This window comes from Enterobacter sp. EC_64, assembly GCF_019584165.1.
Classification (GTDB): domain Bacteria; phylum Pseudomonadota; class Gammaproteobacteria; order Enterobacterales; family Enterobacteriaceae; genus Enterobacter; species Enterobacter roggenkampii.
Genome location: NZ_VDAS01000034.1, coordinates 12,157 through 31,537, shown reverse-complemented (window position 1 = coordinate 31,537; position 19,381 = coordinate 12,157). Strand labels below are relative to the sequence as shown.

Sequence of the window (19,381 nt, the reverse complement as noted above, 5' to 3'; positions counted from 1 at the left end):
CGCTTACTGCTGAATTCACTGTCGGCGAAGGTAAGTTGATGACTCATGATGAACCCTGTTCCATGGCTCCAGATGACAAACATGATCTCATATCAGGGACTTGTTCGCACCTTCCATAGACACTGTCATCGCATTTGATGTTTTTTAAGCAATGCCCTTAACTGATGGTAGGTCAAACCCAGCAGTTCAGCCGCCCGTTTCTGGTTGTATTTCGCCATCTTCAGGCTTTGCTCCAGCAGCTGTTTCTCCTGGTCGTGCTGGAACTGGCGCAAATCAAGGGGAAGAGCAGGGGCGTCGCCTGGAGATGCTGGTGGGGGCAAGGACGGGGCGCTGCGCTGAAAAGGATCGATAATAATGTTGTCCAGCTCCGTCTCGCTGCTGTCGTGGCGATAGACGGAACGCTCCACGACGTTTTTCAGCTCGCGGATATTGCCCGGCCAGTGGTACGCGAGCAGCGTCTCCCGTGCATAATCGCTGAAGCCGGGGAACAGCGGCAGTCCGAGCTCGCGGCACATCTGAATCGCAAACTGGTCTGCCAGCAGCATAATGTCGCTTCTTCGCTCGCGCAGCGGAGGAAGCTGCACGACGTCAAAGGCCAGGCGGTCGAGCAGGTCGGCACGGAATGTTTCCTCTGCCACCCTCTCCGGCAGGTTGGCATTCGTGGCGCACACCAGGCGCACGTTCACCTGGAGCGGCTGGCTACCGCCGACGCGCTCCAGCTCGCCGTATTCAATCACGCGCAGCAGTTTCTCCTGCACCAGCATGGGCGCGGTGGCCAGCTCATCAAGAAACAGCGTACCGCCGTCGGCGCGCTCAAAGCGTCCGGGATGGCGTTTCTGGGCGCCGGTAAACGCGCCCGCTTCATGGCCGAAGAGCTCGGTGTCGAGCAGGTTTTCATTCAGCGCCGCGCAGTTAAGGGAAATGAAGGGGCCGTCCCAGCGCCCGGATAAGTAGTGCAGACGGTTGGCGATGAGTTCCTTACCCGTACCGCGCTCGCCGATAATCAGCACCGGTTTATTGAGCGGCGCCAGGCGAGACACCTGTTCCAGCACTTCCAGAAAACTGTTTGCTTCGCCGAGTAAATTGTCTTTGTATCCGGGCATGATGAAATTAACCACTCCTTAGCGATATTCACCAGGTAAGAATAGTTCTTCACTGCATGAAAATCAACCATGGCCTGTTAAATCAATAAGATAAAAAGTTGGCACGGGAATTGTATTATCCATACAGCAGGGCATTGCCCGATAACAGAACTATGAGGAGTCAATTATGGGTATTTTTTCTCGTTTTGCCGACATCGTGAACGCCAACATCAACTCACTGCTGGAGAAAGCGGAAGATCCGCAGAAGCTGGTGCGTCTGATGATTCAGGAGATGGAAGACACGCTGGTTGAAGTCCGCTCTACCTCCGCCCGCGCGCTGGCTGAGAAAAAACAGCTTACGCGTCGTATTGAACAGGCCACCGTTCAACTGAACGAATGGCAGGAAAAAGCAGAACTCGCGCTGCGCAAAGACAAAGAGGATCTGGCCCGTGCGGCGCTGATCGAAAAACAGAAGCTGGCAGACATGGTCGCGACGCTCGAGCATGAAGTGACCCTGGTGGATGACACGCTCACCCGCATGAAGAAAGAGATTGGCGAGTTGGAAAACAAGCTGAGCGAAACCCGCGCGCGTCAGCAGGCGCTGACTCTGCGTCACCAGGCGGCAAGCTCTTCCCGCGACGTGCGTCGCCAGCTCGACAGCGGTAAGCTGGATGAAGCGATGGCCCGTTTTGAATCGTTTGAGCGTCGTATCGACCAGATGGAAGCGGAAGCCGAAAGCCACGGCATCGGTAAGCAGAAGTCCCTGGATCAGCAGTTCGCTGATCTCAAGGCCGATGATGAAATCAGCGAGCAGCTGGCGGCACTGAAAGCCAAAATGAAGCAAGACAACCAATAATAATGCCTGCGGCACCTGAACGTGCCGCATCGTAAGACAAGGAGTACACATGAGCGCGCTTTTTCTGGCTATTCCCCTGACGATTTTCGTGCTGTTCGTTTTGCCGATTTGGTTATGGCTGCACTACAGCAACCGTTCCTCACGGGGCGAACTCTCCCAGAGTGAACAACAGCGTCTGGTACAGCTCTCCGATGAGGCGAACAAAATGCGTGAACGCATTCAGGCGCTGGAAGCCATCCTGGATGCTGAACATCCAAACTGGAGGGACCGTTAATGTCTGGACTGAATCTGAACAAAAAGCTGTGGCGAATTCCACAGCAGGGCATGGTACGCGGCGTCTGTGCCGGGCTGGCTCATTATCTTAACGTCCCGGTTAAGCTGGTGCGCGTGGTGACGGTGCTGTCGATCTTCTTTGGTCTGGCATTTATTACCCTGGTCGCGTACATCGTGCTGTCGTTTGTTCTTGACCCGATGCCGGAAGGAGAACTGGCGGCGGAAGGCGCCCCCACCAGCAGCGATCTCCTTAATGCTGTTGATGAACAACTCGCTGCCGGGGAGAAGCGGTTACGGGAAATGGAACGCTATGTCACGTCGGATACTTTTACGCTGAGAAGTCGTTTTCGTCAGCTTTAAGAGAGAGAAGAGATGAAACAACACTGGCAACAGGCCGGTCAGAAGGTTAAACCCGGCCTCAAAATCGCAGGTAAACTGGTCCTGCTGACCGCGTTACGTTTCGGCCCGGCAGGCGTGGCGGGGTGGGCGATAAAATCCGTTGCCCGCAAGCCGGTCAGAATGGTTCTGGCCGTGGCGCTCGAACCGCTGTTGCAAAAAGTGGCAAAACGGCTGTCGCGCCGCTACTTGTCCCAGTAATTCCCTCACGCGTTAGCCCTTACTCTTCCAGGAGAGGGGCTGGCGATGATTAACCGCACTTCCTCGTTAACCCTGCTTTCTTTGCGGCAGCTCACAATATTGTGCTGAGCTGCTTTGCAATCGTGTTTTTCTCCTGCCCGGTCCGTTGACAGATATTTTTCATGGGAGTAGATTGCCATTTCGTGGGACCGCTACCATGGAAAATCAAGTGAACGAAAAAATTAAAGCACTCATTAATCTTGTTTATGGAAAAACGTTTTCTGAAGCACATCTTCATATGCTGCTGGAAAATATTGAAAAGGCCGCCTCTGTTATTACGGAAAGGCGTAAAATGGGCTGGGATGAAAAAGATATCGTTCTGATAACCTATGCCGATCAGTTTTCCGCGAAAGGGGAGAAAGCACTCCCTGTTTTTACACGTTTTTATAACAAATGGCTTTCGCATTCTTTTTCTCATGTCCATCTTTTGCCTTTTTATCCATGGTCTTCGGACGATGGCTTTTCTGTTATTGATTATCATGAAGTTGCGCCTGAAACGGGAACATGGCGTGACGTTGCTGAATTAAAACAGACAACCAGTTTGATGTTTGATTTCGTCTGCAATCATATGTCGGCCAAAAGTGCCTGGTTTGCTAATTATCTGAAGCAAATGCCGGGATATGATGATTTCTTCATTTCTGTCGATCCCGAGACAGATTTATCCGCGGTGACGCGTCCGCGCGCCTTACCACTTCTCACGCCTTTCACACTTCATGATGGCAGCGTGCGACATCTGTGGACCACCTTCAGTGAGGACCAGATCGATCTCAACTTCGCCTCTCCGCAGGTACTGATTGCGATGGTCGACGTGCTGCTGCATTACCTTATTGAAGGGGCGCGGTATATTCGACTGGATGCCGTAGGGTTCATGTGGAAAATACCGGGAACGAGCTGCATTCACCTTGAGCAAACCCACCAGCTCATCCAGCTTTTCCGCGTCATTACCGAGGCGGTTGCCCCCGGCACGGTGATTATCACCGAGACCAACGTTCCGCATAAAGATAACGTCTCTTACTTCGGTAACGGCGAAAATGAAGCGCAGATGGTTTATCAGTTCTCGTTGCCTCCGCTGGTGCTGCATGCGGTGCACAGCCAGGATGTCAGCACGCTGAGACAGTGGGCTGCGTCGCTGGCGTTGCCTTCCACCAAAACCACCTGGTTCAACTTCCTGGCCTCGCATGACGGCATTGGTCTTAACCCATTGCGCGGAATTTTACCGGAGTCGGAGATCCTTTCGCTTGTAGAAAAGCTCCAGACCGAAGGTGCGTTGGTTAACTGGAAAAATAACCCGGATGGCACACGAAGCCCGTATGAAATTAACGTGACCTATCTTGATGCCTTAAGTACGCGAGAAAGTCATGATAGCGAACGCATTGCCCGGTTTATTCTGGCCCATGCTGTCCTCTTAAGCTTCCCCGGTGTGCCTGCAGTTTATATTCAGAGTATTCTCGGCTCCCGTAATGATTATGATGGCGTAGAGCGCCTGGGATATAACCGTGCGATAAATCGTGAGAAATATGCCGCGGGTCAAATTGATTGCGCGCTTGAAGATAAAAATAGTCTCCGTTATCAGGTTTACAGTGCGTTAAGTCAGTTAATCGTATTGCGCCGGGCGGAAAAAGCATTCCATCCTGACAGTGAGGCTTATTTCAGTACGTCAGGGAAGCATGTTTTAAAAATTGTCCGCGTGGCGGATTGTGGTGAGAAAATAACAGCGTTGTTTAATTTCAGTGATAATTCTCAAACGGTTGAGTCCGATATTCACTCGGGAAGGGAATTGATTAGCGGAAAAGATATTACCGACACGACTCTGATCCTAAATCCATGGCAGGTATTGTGGATTAAAGAAAACTAAAAAGGACCTTAAACATGAAAATACCCAGAATTGTGCTGATATCAGCACTGGTTTCGTGCGCCCTGTTATCAGGCTGTAAGGATGACAAAGCGTCCTCTGTCACCATTGAGTTTATGCACTCGTCGGTAGAGCAGGAGCGTCAGGCCGTTATTACGAAACTGATCGATAAATTCGAGAAAGAGAACCCGGGCATCACGATAAAACAGGTACCGGTAGAAGAGGATGCCTACAACACCAAGGTGATTACGCTGGCGCGAACCGGCGCGCTGCCTGAAGTGATTGAGGTCAGCCATGACTATGCAAAAGTGATGGATAAAGAACAGCTTCTGGATCGTGACGCAATCGCTGAAGCAATTAAGGCGGTCGGGGAAAACACCTTCTATGACGGCATCTTGCGCGTTGTCCGCACGGAAGACGGCGCAGCCTGGACGGGCGTGCCGATCAGCGCCTGGCTCTCCGGCGTGTGGTACCACAAAGATGTGCTGGCCGCGGCGGGCATTGAGGAGCCGCATAACTGGGAACAGCTTCTGCAAGCCAGCCAGCGCCTGAACGACCCGGCTAAAAAACATTACGGCATCGCGTTACCGACTGCGGAAAGCGTGATGACCGAACAGTCGTTCTCTCAGTTTGCCCTTTCCGGTGGCGCGAACGTGTTTGATGCAAAAGGGAATGTCGACATCGATACCCCGGAAATGGCCAAAGCGCTGGCGTTTTATAAAGCGCTGGCTGCGACCACCATGCCGGGTTCGAACGATGTTATGGAGATCAAAGACGCCTTCATGAACGGTTCTGCGCCGATGGCGGTTTACTCCACCTACATCCTGCCCGCCGTCTACAAGGACGGAAACCCTGCCAACCTGGGCTTCGTTGTCCCGACTGAAAACTCATCGGCGGTGTACGGCATGATCACCTCGCTGACGATCACCACCGGACAAACCGAAGAGGAGACCAAAGCGGCCGAGAAGTTTGTTACCTGGATGGAACAGGCTCAAAACGCGACGGACTGGGTCATGATGTCGCCGGGCGCGGCGCTGCCGGTAAACAAAGGGGTGGTGGGCACGGATACCTGGAAAAACAACGACGTGATTAAAGCGTTTGGGCAGTTGCCTTATGAGCTGATTGCACAGTTCCCGAACGTGCAGGTGTTTGGCGCGGTTGGGGATAAAAACTTCACCCGCATGGGCGACGTGACGGGCTCCGGCATTATCAGCTCCATGGTGCATAACGTCACGGTGGGGCAGAAGGACCTTAACACAACGTTAAGCGGCAGCCAGAAGCGACTGACTGATCTCATTACACAACGATAGGAGCGCTCTGCGGAAGGAAATTATGAAGACGTTGTTTTCTGGTCGTTCAGATATGCCTTTCGCCATGCTGCTGTTGGCCCCCAGCCTGATTCTGCTGGGGGGCCTGGTGGCCTGGCCAATGATTTCCAATATTGAAATCAGTTTTTTACGCTTGCCGCTCAATCCGCGCATTAGCGCCGTGTTTGTCGGACTGGACAATTACATTCGCATCCTCGGCGATGCCGCTTTCTGGCACTCGCTATGGATGACCTTCTGGTACACCGCGCTGGTGGTGATTGGCAGCACGGTGCTGGGGCTGGCCGTGGCCATCTTCTTTAATCGCGAGTTTCGCCTGCGTAAGACGGCACGTTCACTGGTGATTTTATCCTACGTCACGCCGTCTATTTCGCTGGTGTTTGCCTGGAAATACATGTTCAACAACGGCTACGGCATTGTGAACTATCTGGGCGTAGACCTGTTGCACCTGTATGACCAGGCGCCGCTATGGTTCGACAACCCGAACAGCAGCTTCGTACTGGTGGTGCTGTTCGCGATCTGGCGTTACTTCCCGTACGCGTTTATCTCATTCCTGGCGATTTTACAGACCATTGATAAATCCCTGTATGAAGCGGCGGAAATGGACGGCGCGAATGCCTGGCAACGTTTTCGGATCGTCACGCTGCCCGCGATTATGCCGGTACTGGCCACGGTGGTCACGCTTCGCACCATCTGGATGTTCTACATGTTTGCTGACGTCTACCTGCTGACCACGAAGGTCGATATTCTGGGCGTCTATCTTTACAAAACCGCTTTCGCTTTCAACGACTTGGGTAAAGCAGCGGCCATCTCCGTGGTGCTGTTCGTGATCATCTTCGCTGTGATTCTGCTGACCAGAAAAAGGGTGAACCTCAATGGCAACAAATAAACGCGTACTGAGCCGTATTGGTTTTTATCTCGGGCTGGCGGTATTTCTGATCATCACGCTCTTCCCGTTCTTCGTGATGCTGATGACGTCATTCAAGAGCGCCAAAGAGGCGATCTCGCTCCACCCAACCATTCTGCCGCAGGCGTGGACGCTGCAGCATTACATCGACATCTTTAACCCGCTGATCTTCCCGTTTGTGGATTACTTCAGAAACAGCATGGTGGTGTCGCTGACCTCATCGGTGATTGCCGTGTTTCTCGGTACGCTGGGCGCTTACGCCTTGTCCAAGCTGCGCTTTAAGGGCCGCACGACGATCAACGCGAGTTTTTACACCGTCTACATGTTCTCCGGCATCTTGCTGGTGGTGCCGTTGTTCAAAATCATCACCGCGCTTGGGATCTACGACACCGAGCTGGCGCTGATTATCACCATGGTAACGCAGACGTTACCGACGGCGGTGTTCATGCTGCGCAGCTACTTCGACACCATCCCGGACGAAATAGAAGAAGCCGCAATGATGGACGGCCTTAACCGCCTGCAAATCATCTTCCGTATTACCGTACCGCTGGCGATATCCGGGCTCGTATCGGTGTTTGTCTACTGCTTCATGGTGGCGTGGAACGACTATCTGTTTGCGTCCATTTTCCTGTCCAGCGCCAGCAACTTCACCTTGCCGGTCGGGCTGAACACGCTCTTTAGCACACCCGATTATATCTGGGGTCGCATGATGGCGGCATCGCTGGTGACGGCACTTCCGGTGGTCATCATGTACGCCCTGTCTGAACGTTTTATTAAAAGTGGTTTGACCGCCGGTGGCGTGAAGGGCTGAGGCGGCCAATTTTAACAAGGAGTTAATCATGAAAAAATTAGTTGCGACAGCGCCACGCGTGGCGGCGCTGGTGGAATATGAGGATCGTGCTGTGGAAGCACATGAAGTGAAAATTCGTGCCCGCTTTGGTGCCCCGAAGCACGGCACTGAAGTGGTCGATTTCCGCGCCGCAAGCCCGTTTATCGATGAAGAGTTTAACGCGGAGTGGCAGATGTTCACGCCGCGTGAAGAGGGCGCAGCGCGCGGTATCGAGTTCGGTAAGTTCCAGCTGGGCAACATGATTGTTGGCGACATCATCGAATGCGGTGCGGACGTCACGGAATACCAGACTGGCGATCGCGTCTGCTGCTACGGTCCGCTGCAGGAGACGGTTATCGTAAATGCCGTCAACAACTACAAGCTGCGCAAAATGCCGCAGGGCGCCTCGTGGAAGAACGCCGTCTGCTACGATCCGGCACAGTTTGCCATGAGCGGCGTGCGTGATGCCAACGTCCGCGTGGGCGACTTTGTTGTCGTGGTCGGCCTGGGAGCCATCGGACAGATTGCAATTCAGCTGGCGAAAAAAGCTGGCGCGTCAGTTGTTATCGGCGTTGATCCGATCGAACACCGCTGCGAGATCGCCCGTCGTCACGGTGCGGACCACTGCCTGAACCCAATCGGCACAGACGTTGGTCTGGAAATTAAAAAGCTGACCGGAAAGCAGGGCGCAGACGTGATCATCGAGACCAGCGGCTTTGCCGATGCGCTGCAGTCCGCGCTGCGCGGCCTCGCCTACGGCGGCACCATCTCCTACGTTGCGTTCGCTAAACCGTTCTCAGCAGGCTTTAACCTGGGGCGTGAAGCGCATTTCAACAACGCGAAGATTGTCTTCTCCCGCGCCTGCAGTGAGCCAAACCCGGATTACCCGCGCTGGAGCCGCAAGCGTATTGAAGAGACCTGCTGGGAACTGCTGATGAACGGTTATCTGAATTGTGAAGATCTGATCGACCCGGTTGTGACCTTCACCACCAGCGCTGAAAGCTACATGAAATATGTGGATCAGCATCCGGAACTGAGCATCAAAATGGGCGTCACTTTTTAAGCTAAGGAAAGCAACTCATGAAAATCGCAACACAAAATCAGGCCTTTTTCCCGTCAAACATTCTGGAGAAATTCGAGTACATCAAGGCGATGGGTTTTGATGGCTATGAGATTGACGGCAAGCTGCTGGTGGAAAATCTCGCCGAGGTGAAAGCGGCGATTAAGGCCACCGGCCTGCCGGTCACGACCGCCTGCGGCGGATACGATGGCTGGATTGGTGACTTTATCGAAGAGCGTCGTCTGAACGGTTTAGCGCAGATTGAACGCATTCTGGAAGCCCTGGCCGAAGTGGGCGGCAAGGGCATTATCGTGCCTGCAGCCTGGGGAATGTTTACCTTCCGTTTGCCGCCGATGACCTCTCCACGCAGCCTGGAAGGCGACCGCAAAGCGGTGAGTGCGTCGCTGCGCTGGCTGGATGAGGTGGCCGCGCGCACCCGAACCACCGTCTACCTGGAGCCGCTGAACCGCTATCAGGATCACATGATCAACACCCTGGCTGACGCACGACGCTATATCGAAGAGAACGGCCTCAAGCACGTGCAGATCATCGGCGATTTCTATCATATGAACATTGAAGAAGATTCGCTGACGGAGGCGCTGCATCAGCACCGCGATCTGCTGGGCCATGTGCACATCGCCGATAATCACCGTTATCAGCCGGGAAGCGGTAGCCTCGATTTTGCCAGCCTGTTCAATCAGCTGCGTGCGGATAATTACCAGGGCTATGTGGTATACGAGTGTCGCGTGCGCGCTGAGGATCCCGCTCAGGCTTACCGGGATTCACTCACTTATTTACGCGAATGCTAAGGATGACGAGCGTGATGAGTGCTTCAACAACGTCGCCACTGCGCGTCGCCATCATTGGCGCCGGGCAGGTTGCGGACAAAGTGCATGCCTCGTATTACGCCACGCGCAGTGATGTTCAGATGGTGGCTGTCATGGACAGCCGCCTCGAACAGGCACAGGCTTTTGCGGAGCGCCATGCCATACCGTCGGCGTGGCAGGACGCGTGCGCCATGCTGGAGGCGGTTAAGCCGGACGTGGTGAGCGTTTGTTCGCCAAACCGATTCCATTTTGAGCACGTGATGGCAGCGCTGGAGGCCGGCTGTCATGTGATGTGCGAAAAACCGCCTGCCATGACGCCGCAAGAGGCCGACGAGATGCGGATCGCTGCCCGCAAGGCGGGCAAAGTGCTGGCATATGACTTCCATCACCGCTTTGCGCTCGATACGCAGCTGCTGCGCGAGGCCGTGATGAACGGAACGCTGGGCGAAATCTACTTCACCTCGGCGCAGGCGCTGCGGCGCTGCGGCGTGCCGGGCTGGGGCGTCTTCACCAATAAAGCGCTGCAGGGCGGTGGGCCGCTGATTGACATTGGTATTCACATGCTGGATGCCGCGATGTACGTGCTGGGTTTCCCGGCGGTCAAAAGGGTCACGGCGCACGGTTTCCAGAGGCTGGGAACCCGGAAAAGCAGCGGCCAGTTTGGCGAGTGGGATCCTGCTCAGTTTACGGTGGAAGATGCCCTGTTTGGCACCATCGAATTCTGCAACGGCGGCATTTTGCGTCTGGACACCTCGTTCGCGCTGAATATCCGCGAGCAGTCGATCATGAATGTCGCGTTTTGCGGTGAAAAAGCGGGGGCGACGCTTTTCCCGGCCCACGTTTATCAGGATGACGCCGGGACGTTACAAACCTTGGTTCAGCGTGAAGAGGCTGACGACCAGCGCCATTTACGCAGCATGGAGGCCTTTGTCCGCCACGTGCAGGGAGAGCCCGTAATGATTGCAGATGCTGAACAGGGGCTGGTGATTCAGCAGCTTGTCGCGGCGCTTTATCAGTCGGCAGAAACAGGAGAAAGCGTAACATTATGCTGAGCGTGTCTGTATTAACCGATCCGGGCTTTTGTCCGCACAGTCTGAATAAGTACGCGTCCATTATGGCATGCGGTAACGGCTACATGGGCATTCGCGCTGCGCATGAAGAAGATTACACCCAGCAAACCCGAGGGATGTATCTTGCGGGTTTGTATCACCAGGCGGGACGTAATGAGACCACTGAGCTGATCAATTTGCCCGATATCACCGGTATCGAGGTTGAGCTGGACGGGGTGAATTTTACCCTTCTGTCCGGGGACATTCTTGAGTGGCAGCGCGAGCTGGCATTTGCCAACGGCGAGCTGCATCGCCGCGTTGTCTGGCGCTCGCCCAACGGAAAGCGCTATCGCCTGGAGAGTCGTCGTTTTGTCTCTCTGGATCAGCTGCCGCTTGTGGCCATGCAGCTTGCGATCACCCCGCTTGACGCAGCCTCGCAGGTGGTGATGAAAACCGGTATTGATGCCACACAAACCAATACCGGCCGTCAGCATCTGGATGAAATTTCAGTCAGGGTATTCGACCAGCACTATATGCAGGGTGTGTATGAAACACAGGACCGGGACTCTGACGTTGTTATCTCGGCTTTTTGTCAGCTATCAGCCGACAGCGAAAGCTGCTTTACCGCTAAAAATCGTCGGCTCTCTGCTCACTATTCCCTGACGATACCGCAGGGTGACACTGTCACGCTGGATAAGTTGGTCTGGGTGGCCCATCGCAGCGATAAAGCCCTGTCGCAGGAATCTTTCGCGCGCGGCGCGCTGGCGGATCTCAAGGTTTGTGCGGCAAGGGGATATGCCTCGCTGCTGGAGAGTTCAGCCTGCGCATGGGAAGACGTATGGCGTGACGCCCGGGTGGAAGTGGCTTCTGCAGCTCCTGACGATCAGATGGCGCTGGACTATGCCGTCTGGCATCTGACCACCATGACGCCAGCCCATGATGAGCGGAGCAGCATTGCCGCTAAGGGATTGACCGGCGAGGGGTATAAAGGCCACGTCTTCTGGGACACCGAAATATTCATGCTGCCTTTCCATCTTTTCACCCGTCCGCAGGTGGCCCGCAGTCTGCTGCGCTATCGCTGGCTGAACCTGGCCGGGGCCCGGGAAAAAGCCCGCCGCAACGGCTGGCCTGGCGCGCTGTTCCCGTGGGAGAGCGCCGCGAGCGGCAAAGAGGAGACGCCGGAATTTGCGGCTATCAACATCCGTACGGGCATGCGGCAGAAAGTGGCCTCCGCCCTGGCCGAACACCACATCGTGGCGGACATTGCCTGGGCCGTTGTGGCCTACTGGCAGGCCACGCGTGATGACACATTTATGCGCAATGAAGGGCTGACCCTGCTGGTGGAGACGGCAACGTTCTGGATGGGCCGCGCTACGGAGATTAACGGGCGCCTGGAAATTCATGATGTGATTGGGCCGGACGAATACACCGAACATGTGAATAACAACGCCTACACCAACTATCTGGCCTGGTACAACGTGGCCAGCGCATGTCGGTTTATGTCGATGTTTGAGCGTGAAGATGCCTGCTTCATGGAGAAGGCGACCACCTTCCTGGCCCGCTTGTGGCTGCCGGAAGCCGACGCCGGGGGCGTTATCCCGCAGGACGATTCGTTCATGGCGAAACCGGCGATCGATTTAAGCCGCTATAAAGCCAAAGCGGGTAAGCAGACCATCCTGCTGGATTACTCTCGTGCGGAAGTTAACGAGATGCAGATCCTCAAGCAGGCTGACGTGGTGATGCTTAACTACCTGTTGCCTGAGAAATTTACCCCCGCCCAGTGCGCGGCCAACCTGGCGTTTTACGAGCCACGTACGATCCATGACTCTTCGCTGAGCAAGGCTATTCACGGTATTGTGGCCGCCCGCTGTGGCGATACGGAAGGGGCCTACGCCTTCTGGCGCGCTGGCGTGGCTATCGATCTGGGCGACGATCCGCACAGCAGCGATGACGGCATTCATGCCGCTGCCACGGGGGCTATCTGGTCCGGCGTTATTCAGGGGTTTGCCGGCATGCAGATTGTTGAGGGCGAGCTGCACCTTGCGCCGAAGCTACCCGCTCGCTGGCGAAAACTTGCCTTCCCGCTGCGCTGGCAGAACGCTCGCCTGCGCTTCACGTTTGAAAATGACGTTTTAACCATCGAGACCACCGCGCCCGTCACGTTAACCCTGTGGGGAAAAACGGTATGCGTATCGGAGCGGCAGGCATTGTCCCGTAGGGAATTTCTTACGTCTTTTAATGGGACCGCTACCACGGAGGCCAGCCATGAAGCCTGAAGCTGTTGTATTCGATCTTGATGGGGTCATCACCGATACCGCACATCTGCACTTTCTCGCCTGGCGTTCGGTCGCGCAGGGGATCGGCATCACTATCGATGAGGTGTTTAACGAGGAGCTGAAGGGAATTAGCCGCATGGAATCCCTGCAGCGGATCCTGCGACACGGTGGGAAAGAGGGGGCGTTTGACGACAAACAATGCCTGGCGTTGGCGGGGAAGAAAAATGCGCTCTACGTCGCATCGCTGTCGTCGTTGACCGAGGCGTCGCTGCTGCCGGGCATCCGGGAGGTGCTGGCGGACATTCGGGCGGCGAAGGTCAAAATTGGGCTCGCCTCCGTTTCCCTCAACGCTCCTGGAATACTGCATGCCCTGGGTATTCATGACGCCTTTGATTTTTGCGCCGATGCCTCCCGTATCGTCTGTTCAAAACCGGACCCGGAGATCTTCCTCGCCGCGTGTGCAGGCCTGGACGTCCGCCCCGAGGCGGCCATTGGGGTCGAAGATGCGCCCGCGGGCGTGGCGGCGATCAACGCGGCGGGCATGCTGTCGGTCGGGATTGGCTCAGGCCTGACCCATGCGGGATTACAGCTTCATTCAACGCAGGAACTGACCTGGAAATGCCTGACCGATTTCTGGGCCTCCCGGGCGTATTGATAAGGAATTAAAAATGGCACAACTGTCACTGAAACATATTCAGAAAATTTACGATAACCAGGTCCACGTGGTGAAGGATTTTAACCTCGAAATCGAGGACAAGGAGTTTATCGTTTTTGTCGGCCCGTCCGGTTGCGGTAAATCGACGACGCTGCGCATGATTGCCGGGCTGGAGGAGATTTCCGCCGGTGAACTGGTGATCGACGGCGTTTGTATGAACGATGTGCCCGCCAAGTCACGCGACATCGCTATGGTGTTCCAGAACTATGCGCTTTACCCGCATATGACGGTCTACGACAACATGGCGTTTGGCCTGAAGATGCAGAAAATCGCTCCGGCGGTTATCGAAGAGCGCGTCAACTGGGCCGCACAAATCCTCGGCTTACGGGAGTACCTCAAGCGTAAACCCGGCGCGCTGTCCGGCGGCCAGCGTCAGCGCGTGGCGTTGGGCAGGGCGATAGTGCGTGAAGCGGGCGTGTTCCTGATGGATGAACCGCTCTCTAACCTCGATGCCAAGCTTCGCGTGCAGATGCGGGCTGAAATCAGCAAGCTTCACCAGAAGCTCAATACCACGATGATTTACGTGACCCACGATCAGACGGAAGCCATGACGATGGCGACCCGTATTGTGATCTTAAAAGACGGCATTATTCAGCAGGTCGGTGCACCGAAGCAGGTATACAACGAGCCGGCAAACATGTTTGTTGCGGGGTTCATTGGCTCGCCAGCCATGAACTTTGTTCGTGGTGCCATCGACGACCGCTATTTCGTCACGGAAACGCTGCGCCTGGCGATCCCGGAAAACAAGCTTGCTGCACTGCAGGCCGCTGGATATCAGCGTAAAGCTGTGGTCTTTGGGATCCGCCCGGAAGATATTCTCACCCAGCAGAGTAGCGGTGAAAATATCGCGGCGAAAGTCAGCGTAGCCGAATTGACCGGTGCAGAGTTCATGCTCTACGCCACCGTTGGCGGCCATGAGCTGGTGGTTCGCGCGGGAGCCGCGAATGATTATGCCGCAGGGGATAATATCGGCATCCAGTTCGATATGAATAAGTGCCATTTCTTCGACGCCGATACCGAAGCGGCTATTAGATAAGAAAGGTGTTTGCCGGAAATGCCAATTTCCGGTTTTTTGTTTGTTAATTATAAAGGGAATATTTTATGAGTACTCTACTAAAAAGTGCTGCGCTCGTGCTGTGCGCAGGGGTGAGCTGCGCACATGCAACAGAAACGGCTAAACAATGGGAATTTAATATTGGCGCGATGTATGAAATTGAAAACGTCGAAGGCCAGGGAGAAGATAAAGACGGATTATATGAACCCTCCGTGTGGTTTAATGCGACCTGGGATGCCTGGACTATTTCGCTGGCGATGTATCAGGAAGGACCGGTTGATTATAGCAGCATGACCCGTGGGACCTATTTCGATCGCCCGGAATTTGAGTTACGCTATCGTTTTATTGGTACCGATGATTTCACGTTTGGTCTGACCGGTGGTTTCCGTAATTATGGCTATCACTTTAAGGATGAACACGGCGCCAGAGACGGCAGCGCAAATATGCAGCGCTACAAAATTCAGCCGGACTGGGATATTAAATTAACCGACGACTGGCGTTTCGGCGGCTGGTTTGCCATGTATCAGTTTGCCAACGATCTGGAAAAAACAGGCTATTCAGACAGCCGCGTCGAAACCGAAACGGGCTTTACCTGGACCATTAACGACACCTTTGCCGCTAAAGTGAATTACTATTTAGAGCGCGGTTTCAATATGGACGGTTCACGTAATAACGGCGAGTTCTCCACTCAGGAAATTCGCGCCTACCTGCCTATTTCATTGGGTCAGACGACCTTAACGCCTTACACCCGACTGGGGCTCGATCGCTGGTCGAACTGGGACTGGCAGGACGATCCTGAGCGTGAAGGACATGATTTCAACCGTCTGGGTATGCAGTACGCCTATGACTTCAACAACGGTTTATCCATGACGCTTGAATACGCCTACGAATGGGAAAACCATGACGAGGGTAAAAACGACCGCTTCCACTATGCGGGCGTTGGGGTAAATTACGCATTCTGACCGTGGGTCCTCCAGGGGCTAACCGCCCCTGGTTTTAGCGCAGCGAGGCCGCCAGTAAAAAATGGGTATCAACCAGCACTTTTTGCGGGGCGGGGTGACCCGCAATACGCCTGAAGAGAAGATCGCAGCTCTCTTCCCCCAGTTTGCGGGTGGGGATATCAAAGCCGCCTGGTGCGGGCGTTAAAATGAGAGACAGCATCGGGTCACTGTATCCGGCTATCACCACCTGTTCCGGTATCATCAGATTTAACTCGTCCGCCGCGCGATAAAGGCCGAGTAACTTCATGCTGTCGGTAGCAAATACGGCATCAGGCGGCGTGGGTGAAGAGAGCAGTTCCAGAGCCGCCTTAAGCGCACTCTCATGGGTATAACCGCCATCCATGATCCAGTCCGGGTTAATCGCAATATGGTGCTTTTCCAGACTGGCTTTATAACCCGCCAGGCGATCGATCGAAACATGATATTCAAGCGGCGCATGCAGGCAGGCAATTTTCCGGCGGCCGTTTTTGATAAAGGTTTCCGTCAGCGTGGCGCTGTCATGAAAATTATCCGTGTCGACGGAATAAATATTCTGATACTCACCTTCCACTTTGCCGATAACCACTACCGGTACGCCATACGCGTCCAGCGTGGTGAAAAAGGATTCATTTGCGGGTGAACTCAGCATGATGATCCCTTTGATCATCTTCTGTTTTATTTTACTCACGCATTTCAGGAGATCGTCTTCACTGCTTTTTGAGGTTTGTAAAATAACATCGAATCCTTCTTCTTCCGCTTTTGCCGTAATGGCATGAAGAACATCGGAGAAAAAAGGATTGCCGGCAGTGGTTTTGGTTGAACGGGTCGAAATAACCATAATGGCATCGAATCCTGAAGAGGTCAGGGCACGGGCCAGTTTGTTGGGCTGATAATTTAATTCGTCAATCGCCTTCAGCACTTTGTCACGCGCTTCAGGAGAAATATTCGTTTGTTTATTCAGAACGCGGGAAACGGTTGATTTCGATACGCCCGCAACCCGTGCGATATCATAAATGGTGGGTGACATACACCTTACTCACTCAGGACTGACAGCAATGGCGTTCATCTTACTGGAGAAAAAACGGCAATAGCAATAAATAAGAATTGATAATCAACGATCTGCCCCCATTTATTGTATTCTGAAGCCATGCATTCAAGGCTTCCAGGCAACGAAGGACGGCGATGAAGCGACTTAAAAACGAAATCAATTCACTGGTAAACCGCGGCGTTGACCGTCATCTGCGACTGGCGGTGACGGGGTTGAGCCGAAGCGGTAAGACGGCGTTTATCACCGCGATGGTGAACCAGCTCCTGAACCTGCACGCCGGGGCGCGTCTGCCGTTGCTTGGCGCGGTGCGGGAAGAGCGTCTGCTGGGCGTTAAGCGCGTTCCACAGCGTGATTTTGGTATTCCCCGTTTTACCTATGACGAAGGGCTGGCACAGCTTTATGGCGACCCGCCCGCGTGGCCGACGCCGACGCGAGGGGTCAGTGAAATTCGCCTTGCGCTGCGTTTCCGCTCGAATGAATCCCTGATGCGCCATTTCAAGGATACCTCCACGTTATACCTTGAAATCGTCGATTACCCCGGCGAATGGCTGCTCGACCTGCCGATGCTGGCGCAGGATTACCTCAGCTGGTCACGCCAGATGACGGGATTGCTGCAGGGGCAACGCGCCGGGTGGTCGGCCAAATGGCGACAGCTGTGCGAAGGGCTGGACCCGCTTGCGCCAGCAGATGAAAACCGTCTGGCGGCCATTGCCGACGCCTGGACGGCGTATTTACACCAGTGTAAACAGGAAGGGTTACACTTCATTCAGCCGGGGCGCTTTGTTCTGCCGGGTGATTTAGCGGGCGCGCCTGCGCTTCAGTTTTTCCCCTGGCCGGATGTGGATGGGGTGGGCGAGTCGACGCTGGCGCAGGCGGATAAGCATACTAACGCCGGTATGCTGCGCGAGCGCTACCATTACTACTGTGAGAAGGTGGTCAAGGGATTCTATAAGAACCACTTTTTACGATTTGACCGCCAGATAGTGCTGGTGGATTGTCTGCAGCCGCTCAACAGCGGGCCACAGGCATTCAACGATATGCGCCTTGCCCTGACGCAGCTGATGCAAAGTTTTCACTACGGGCAGCGGACGCTGTTCCGCCGTCTTTTCTCACCGGTGATCGATAAACTGCTCTTTGCGGCCACAAAAGCCGATCACGTCACCGTCGACCAGCATGCCAATATGGTGTCGCTGCTACAGCAGCTGGTACAGGACGCCTGGCAAAACGCCGCCTTCGAAGGGATCGGCATGGATTGCCTTGGGCTCGCGTCGGTGCAGGCGACGCAAAGCGGGCTAATTGACCTTAACGGCGAGAAAATACCGGCATTACGCGGGAACCGGCTCAGCGACGGTGAACCGCTTACTGTCTACCCAGGCGAAGTGCCTGCGCGACTGCCGGGTCAGGCCTTCTGGCAGAATCAGGGCTTCCAGTTTGAAGCCTTCCGCCCGCAGGCCATGAGCGTCGACAGGCCTTTACCGCACATCCGTCTGGATGCGGCACTGGAGTTTTTGATTGGAGATAAGTTGCGATGACGGAACCGTTAAAACCGCGCATTGACTTTACCGGAACGCTTGAGCAGAACCCTCAGGAGGCGTTCAAAACGGCGCAGACGTTCAGCGGTACCCAGGCCGATAACTTTGCCCCGGCGCTGCAGGACGAGCCGGTTGTTGAGGATGGTCCGGCGGAGGCGGTCGTGGACGCCGCGCTGCGTCCAAAACGCAGCCTGTGGCGCAGGATGGTCACCGCCGGTCTGGCGCTGTTTGGCGTAAGCGTGGTGGGTCAGGGCGTGCAGTGGACGATGAATGCCTGGCACACGCAGGACTGGGTCGCGCTGGGCGGATGTGCCGCAGGCGCGCTGATTGTGGGGGCTGGCGTCGGGTCGGTTGCCACCGAATGGCGTCGACTCTGGCGTCTGCGACAGCGCGCGCACGAGCGTGATGAAGCGCGGGATCTGCTCCACAGTCACGGCAGCGGGAAAGGGCGCGCGTTCTGTGAAAAGCTGGCCAGCCAGGCCGGAATCGATCAGTCGCATCCGGCGCTTCAGCGCTGGTATGCCGCCATCCATGAAACTCAGAATGACCGGGAAGTGGTGACGCTCTATTCCCACATGGTACAGCCGGTGCTGGATGCTCAGGCGCGGCGCGAAATCAGCCGTTCTGCGGCGGAATCCACATTGATGATTGCCGTCAGCCCGCTGGCGCTGGTCGATATGGCTTTTATCGCCTGGCGTAACCTGCGCCTGATCAACCGTATTGCGAACCTTTACGGCATAGAGCTGGGTTACTACAGTCGGATCAGACTGTTTAAGCTGGTCCTGCTCAATATCGCGTTTGCCGGGGCGAGTGAGCTGGTGCGCGAAGTGGGCATGGACTGGATGTCGCAGGATCTGGCGGCGCGTCTTTCTGCCCGTGCGGCTCAGGGCATCGGTGCGGGATTATTAACCGCACGCCTGGGGATTAAAGCGATGGAAGTCTGCCGTCCGCTGCCCTGGATTGACGGCGATAAGCCCCGGCTGGGGGATTTCAGGCGTGAACTGATCGGCCAGCTCAAAGAGACGCTCAATAAAAAACCTTCGCCGTGAGGTTGTGTTCACTAATCGTGCTGGCTGTCAA

19 protein-coding genes are annotated in these 19,381 nt (G+C 55.0%); 17 read left to right on the top strand and 2 right to left on the bottom strand.

The genetic code is table 11. The annotated features are described in order from the left end of the window. Positions 1 to 125: 125 nt before the first annotated feature. Complete coding sequence (gene pspF / locus FHC52_RS20170; RefSeq protein WP_220420227.1) at positions 126 to 1,118, bottom strand: phage shock protein operon transcriptional activator; 993 nt, start codon at positions 1,116 to 1,118, stop codon at positions 126 to 128. 151 nt (positions 1,119 to 1,269) lie between these two features. Between pspF and pspA the strand changes: the two genes are divergently transcribed. The 15 genes from pspA (at position 1,270) to FHC52_RS20095 (ending at position 15,703) form a co-directional block, all read left to right on the top strand. Beyond that, on the top strand, positions 1,270 to 1,938 hold the full coding sequence (pspA, locus tag FHC52_RS20165; protein WP_023292259.1) for a phage shock protein PspA: 669 nt from the start codon (positions 1,270 to 1,272) through the stop codon (positions 1,936 to 1,938). 49 nt (positions 1,939 to 1,987) lie between these two features. Then, entirely contained in the window at positions 1,988 to 2,212 is a 225-nt protein-coding gene (gene pspB / locus FHC52_RS20160) for an envelope stress response membrane protein PspB (protein ID WP_023312045.1), read from the top strand. Beyond that, complete coding sequence (gene pspC / locus FHC52_RS20155; protein ID WP_220420226.1) at positions 2,212 to 2,571, top strand: envelope stress response membrane protein PspC; 360 nt, start codon at positions 2,212 to 2,214, stop codon at positions 2,569 to 2,571. The genes pspB and pspC overlap by 1 nt, the downstream gene beginning before the upstream one ends. Positions 2,572 to 2,583: 12 nt before the next feature. Further along, positions 2,584 to 2,808 (top strand): phage shock protein PspD, encoded by a 225-nt coding sequence (gene pspD, locus FHC52_RS20150; RefSeq protein WP_023312043.1) that lies wholly within the window; start codon positions 2,584 to 2,586, stop codon positions 2,806 to 2,808. Between the two features lie 196 nt (positions 2,809 to 3,004). Next, a complete protein-coding gene (locus FHC52_RS20145) occupies positions 3,005 to 4,702 on the top strand; it encodes a sugar phosphorylase (protein ID WP_259280431.1) in 1,698 nt (565 codons plus the stop codon). A gap of 14 nt (positions 4,703 to 4,716) precedes the next feature. Next, the gene (locus FHC52_RS20140; RefSeq protein WP_095428383.1) at positions 4,717 to 6,009 is read left to right on the top strand and encodes an ABC transporter substrate-binding protein; all 1,293 of its coding nucleotides are present in this window, start codon (positions 4,717 to 4,719) and stop codon (positions 6,007 to 6,009) included. 22 nt (positions 6,010 to 6,031) lie between these two features. Further along, positions 6,032 to 6,913, top strand: a complete 882-nt coding sequence (locus FHC52_RS20135) for a carbohydrate ABC transporter permease (protein WP_008501242.1) — start codon at positions 6,032 to 6,034, stop codon at positions 6,911 to 6,913. Beyond that, the gene (locus FHC52_RS20130; protein WP_008501243.1) at positions 6,900 to 7,742 is read left to right on the top strand and encodes a carbohydrate ABC transporter permease; all 843 of its coding nucleotides are present in this window, start codon (positions 6,900 to 6,902) and stop codon (positions 7,740 to 7,742) included. The genes FHC52_RS20135 and FHC52_RS20130 overlap by 14 nt, the downstream gene beginning before the upstream one ends. Before the next feature lie 28 nt (positions 7,743 to 7,770). Continuing rightward, positions 7,771 to 8,823, top strand: a complete 1,053-nt coding sequence (locus tag FHC52_RS20125) for a zinc-binding alcohol dehydrogenase (RefSeq protein WP_023327617.1) — start codon at positions 7,771 to 7,773, stop codon at positions 8,821 to 8,823. 17 nt (positions 8,824 to 8,840) lie between these two features. Continuing rightward, on the top strand, positions 8,841 to 9,629 hold the full coding sequence (locus FHC52_RS20120) for a sugar phosphate isomerase/epimerase (RefSeq protein ID WP_126288969.1): 789 nt from the start codon (positions 8,841 to 8,843) through the stop codon (positions 9,627 to 9,629). 11 nt (positions 9,630 to 9,640) lie between these two features. Beyond that, complete coding sequence (locus FHC52_RS20115) at positions 9,641 to 10,699, top strand: Gfo/Idh/MocA family protein (RefSeq protein WP_126288971.1); 1,059 nt, start codon at positions 9,641 to 9,643, stop codon at positions 10,697 to 10,699. Next, positions 10,693 to 12,972: a glycoside hydrolase family 65 protein gene (locus FHC52_RS20110; protein ID WP_220420225.1), complete on the top strand. Its 2,280-nt coding sequence runs from the start codon at positions 10,693 to 10,695 to the stop codon at positions 12,970 to 12,972. Before FHC52_RS20115 ends, FHC52_RS20110 begins: the two co-directional genes overlap by 7 nt. Further along, entirely contained in the window at positions 12,962 to 13,627 is a 666-nt protein-coding gene (gene pgmB / locus FHC52_RS20105; RefSeq protein ID WP_220420224.1) for a beta-phosphoglucomutase, read from the top strand. The genes FHC52_RS20110 and pgmB overlap by 11 nt, the downstream gene beginning before the upstream one ends. Positions 13,628 to 13,640: 13 nt before the next feature. Beyond that, positions 13,641 to 14,723 carry an ABC transporter ATP-binding protein gene (locus FHC52_RS20100; protein ID WP_023327612.1) on the top strand — a complete coding sequence of 361 codons (1,083 nt, stop codon included), beginning with the start codon at positions 13,641 to 13,643 and terminating at the stop codon, positions 14,721 to 14,723. A gap of 65 nt (positions 14,724 to 14,788) precedes the next feature. After that, positions 14,789 to 15,703, top strand: coding sequence for an OmpG family monomeric porin (locus FHC52_RS20095; protein ID WP_008501250.1), 915 nt, complete (start codon positions 14,789 to 14,791; stop codon positions 15,701 to 15,703). Between the two features lie 34 nt (positions 15,704 to 15,737). Here the strand turns inward: FHC52_RS20095 and FHC52_RS20090 are convergent, their stop codons facing one another. Further along, entirely contained in the window at positions 15,738 to 16,748 is a 1,011-nt protein-coding gene (locus FHC52_RS20090; protein WP_008501251.1) for a LacI family DNA-binding transcriptional regulator, read from the bottom strand. A 155-nt stretch (positions 16,749 to 16,903) separates the two neighbouring features. Here FHC52_RS20090 and FHC52_RS20085 point away from each other — a divergent pair, with 155 nt between their 5' ends. Together FHC52_RS20085 and FHC52_RS20080 are read left to right on the top strand one after the other, a co-directional pair. Next, positions 16,904 to 18,301: a YcjX family protein gene (locus FHC52_RS20085; protein WP_039024915.1), complete on the top strand. Its 1,398-nt coding sequence runs from the start codon at positions 16,904 to 16,906 to the stop codon at positions 18,299 to 18,301. Further along, positions 18,298 to 19,350 carry a YcjF family protein gene (locus FHC52_RS20080; protein WP_220420223.1) on the top strand — a complete coding sequence of 351 codons (1,053 nt, stop codon included), beginning with the start codon at positions 18,298 to 18,300 and terminating at the stop codon, positions 19,348 to 19,350. The genes FHC52_RS20085 and FHC52_RS20080 overlap by 4 nt, the downstream gene beginning before the upstream one ends. Positions 19,351 to 19,381: the final 31 nt, after the last annotated feature.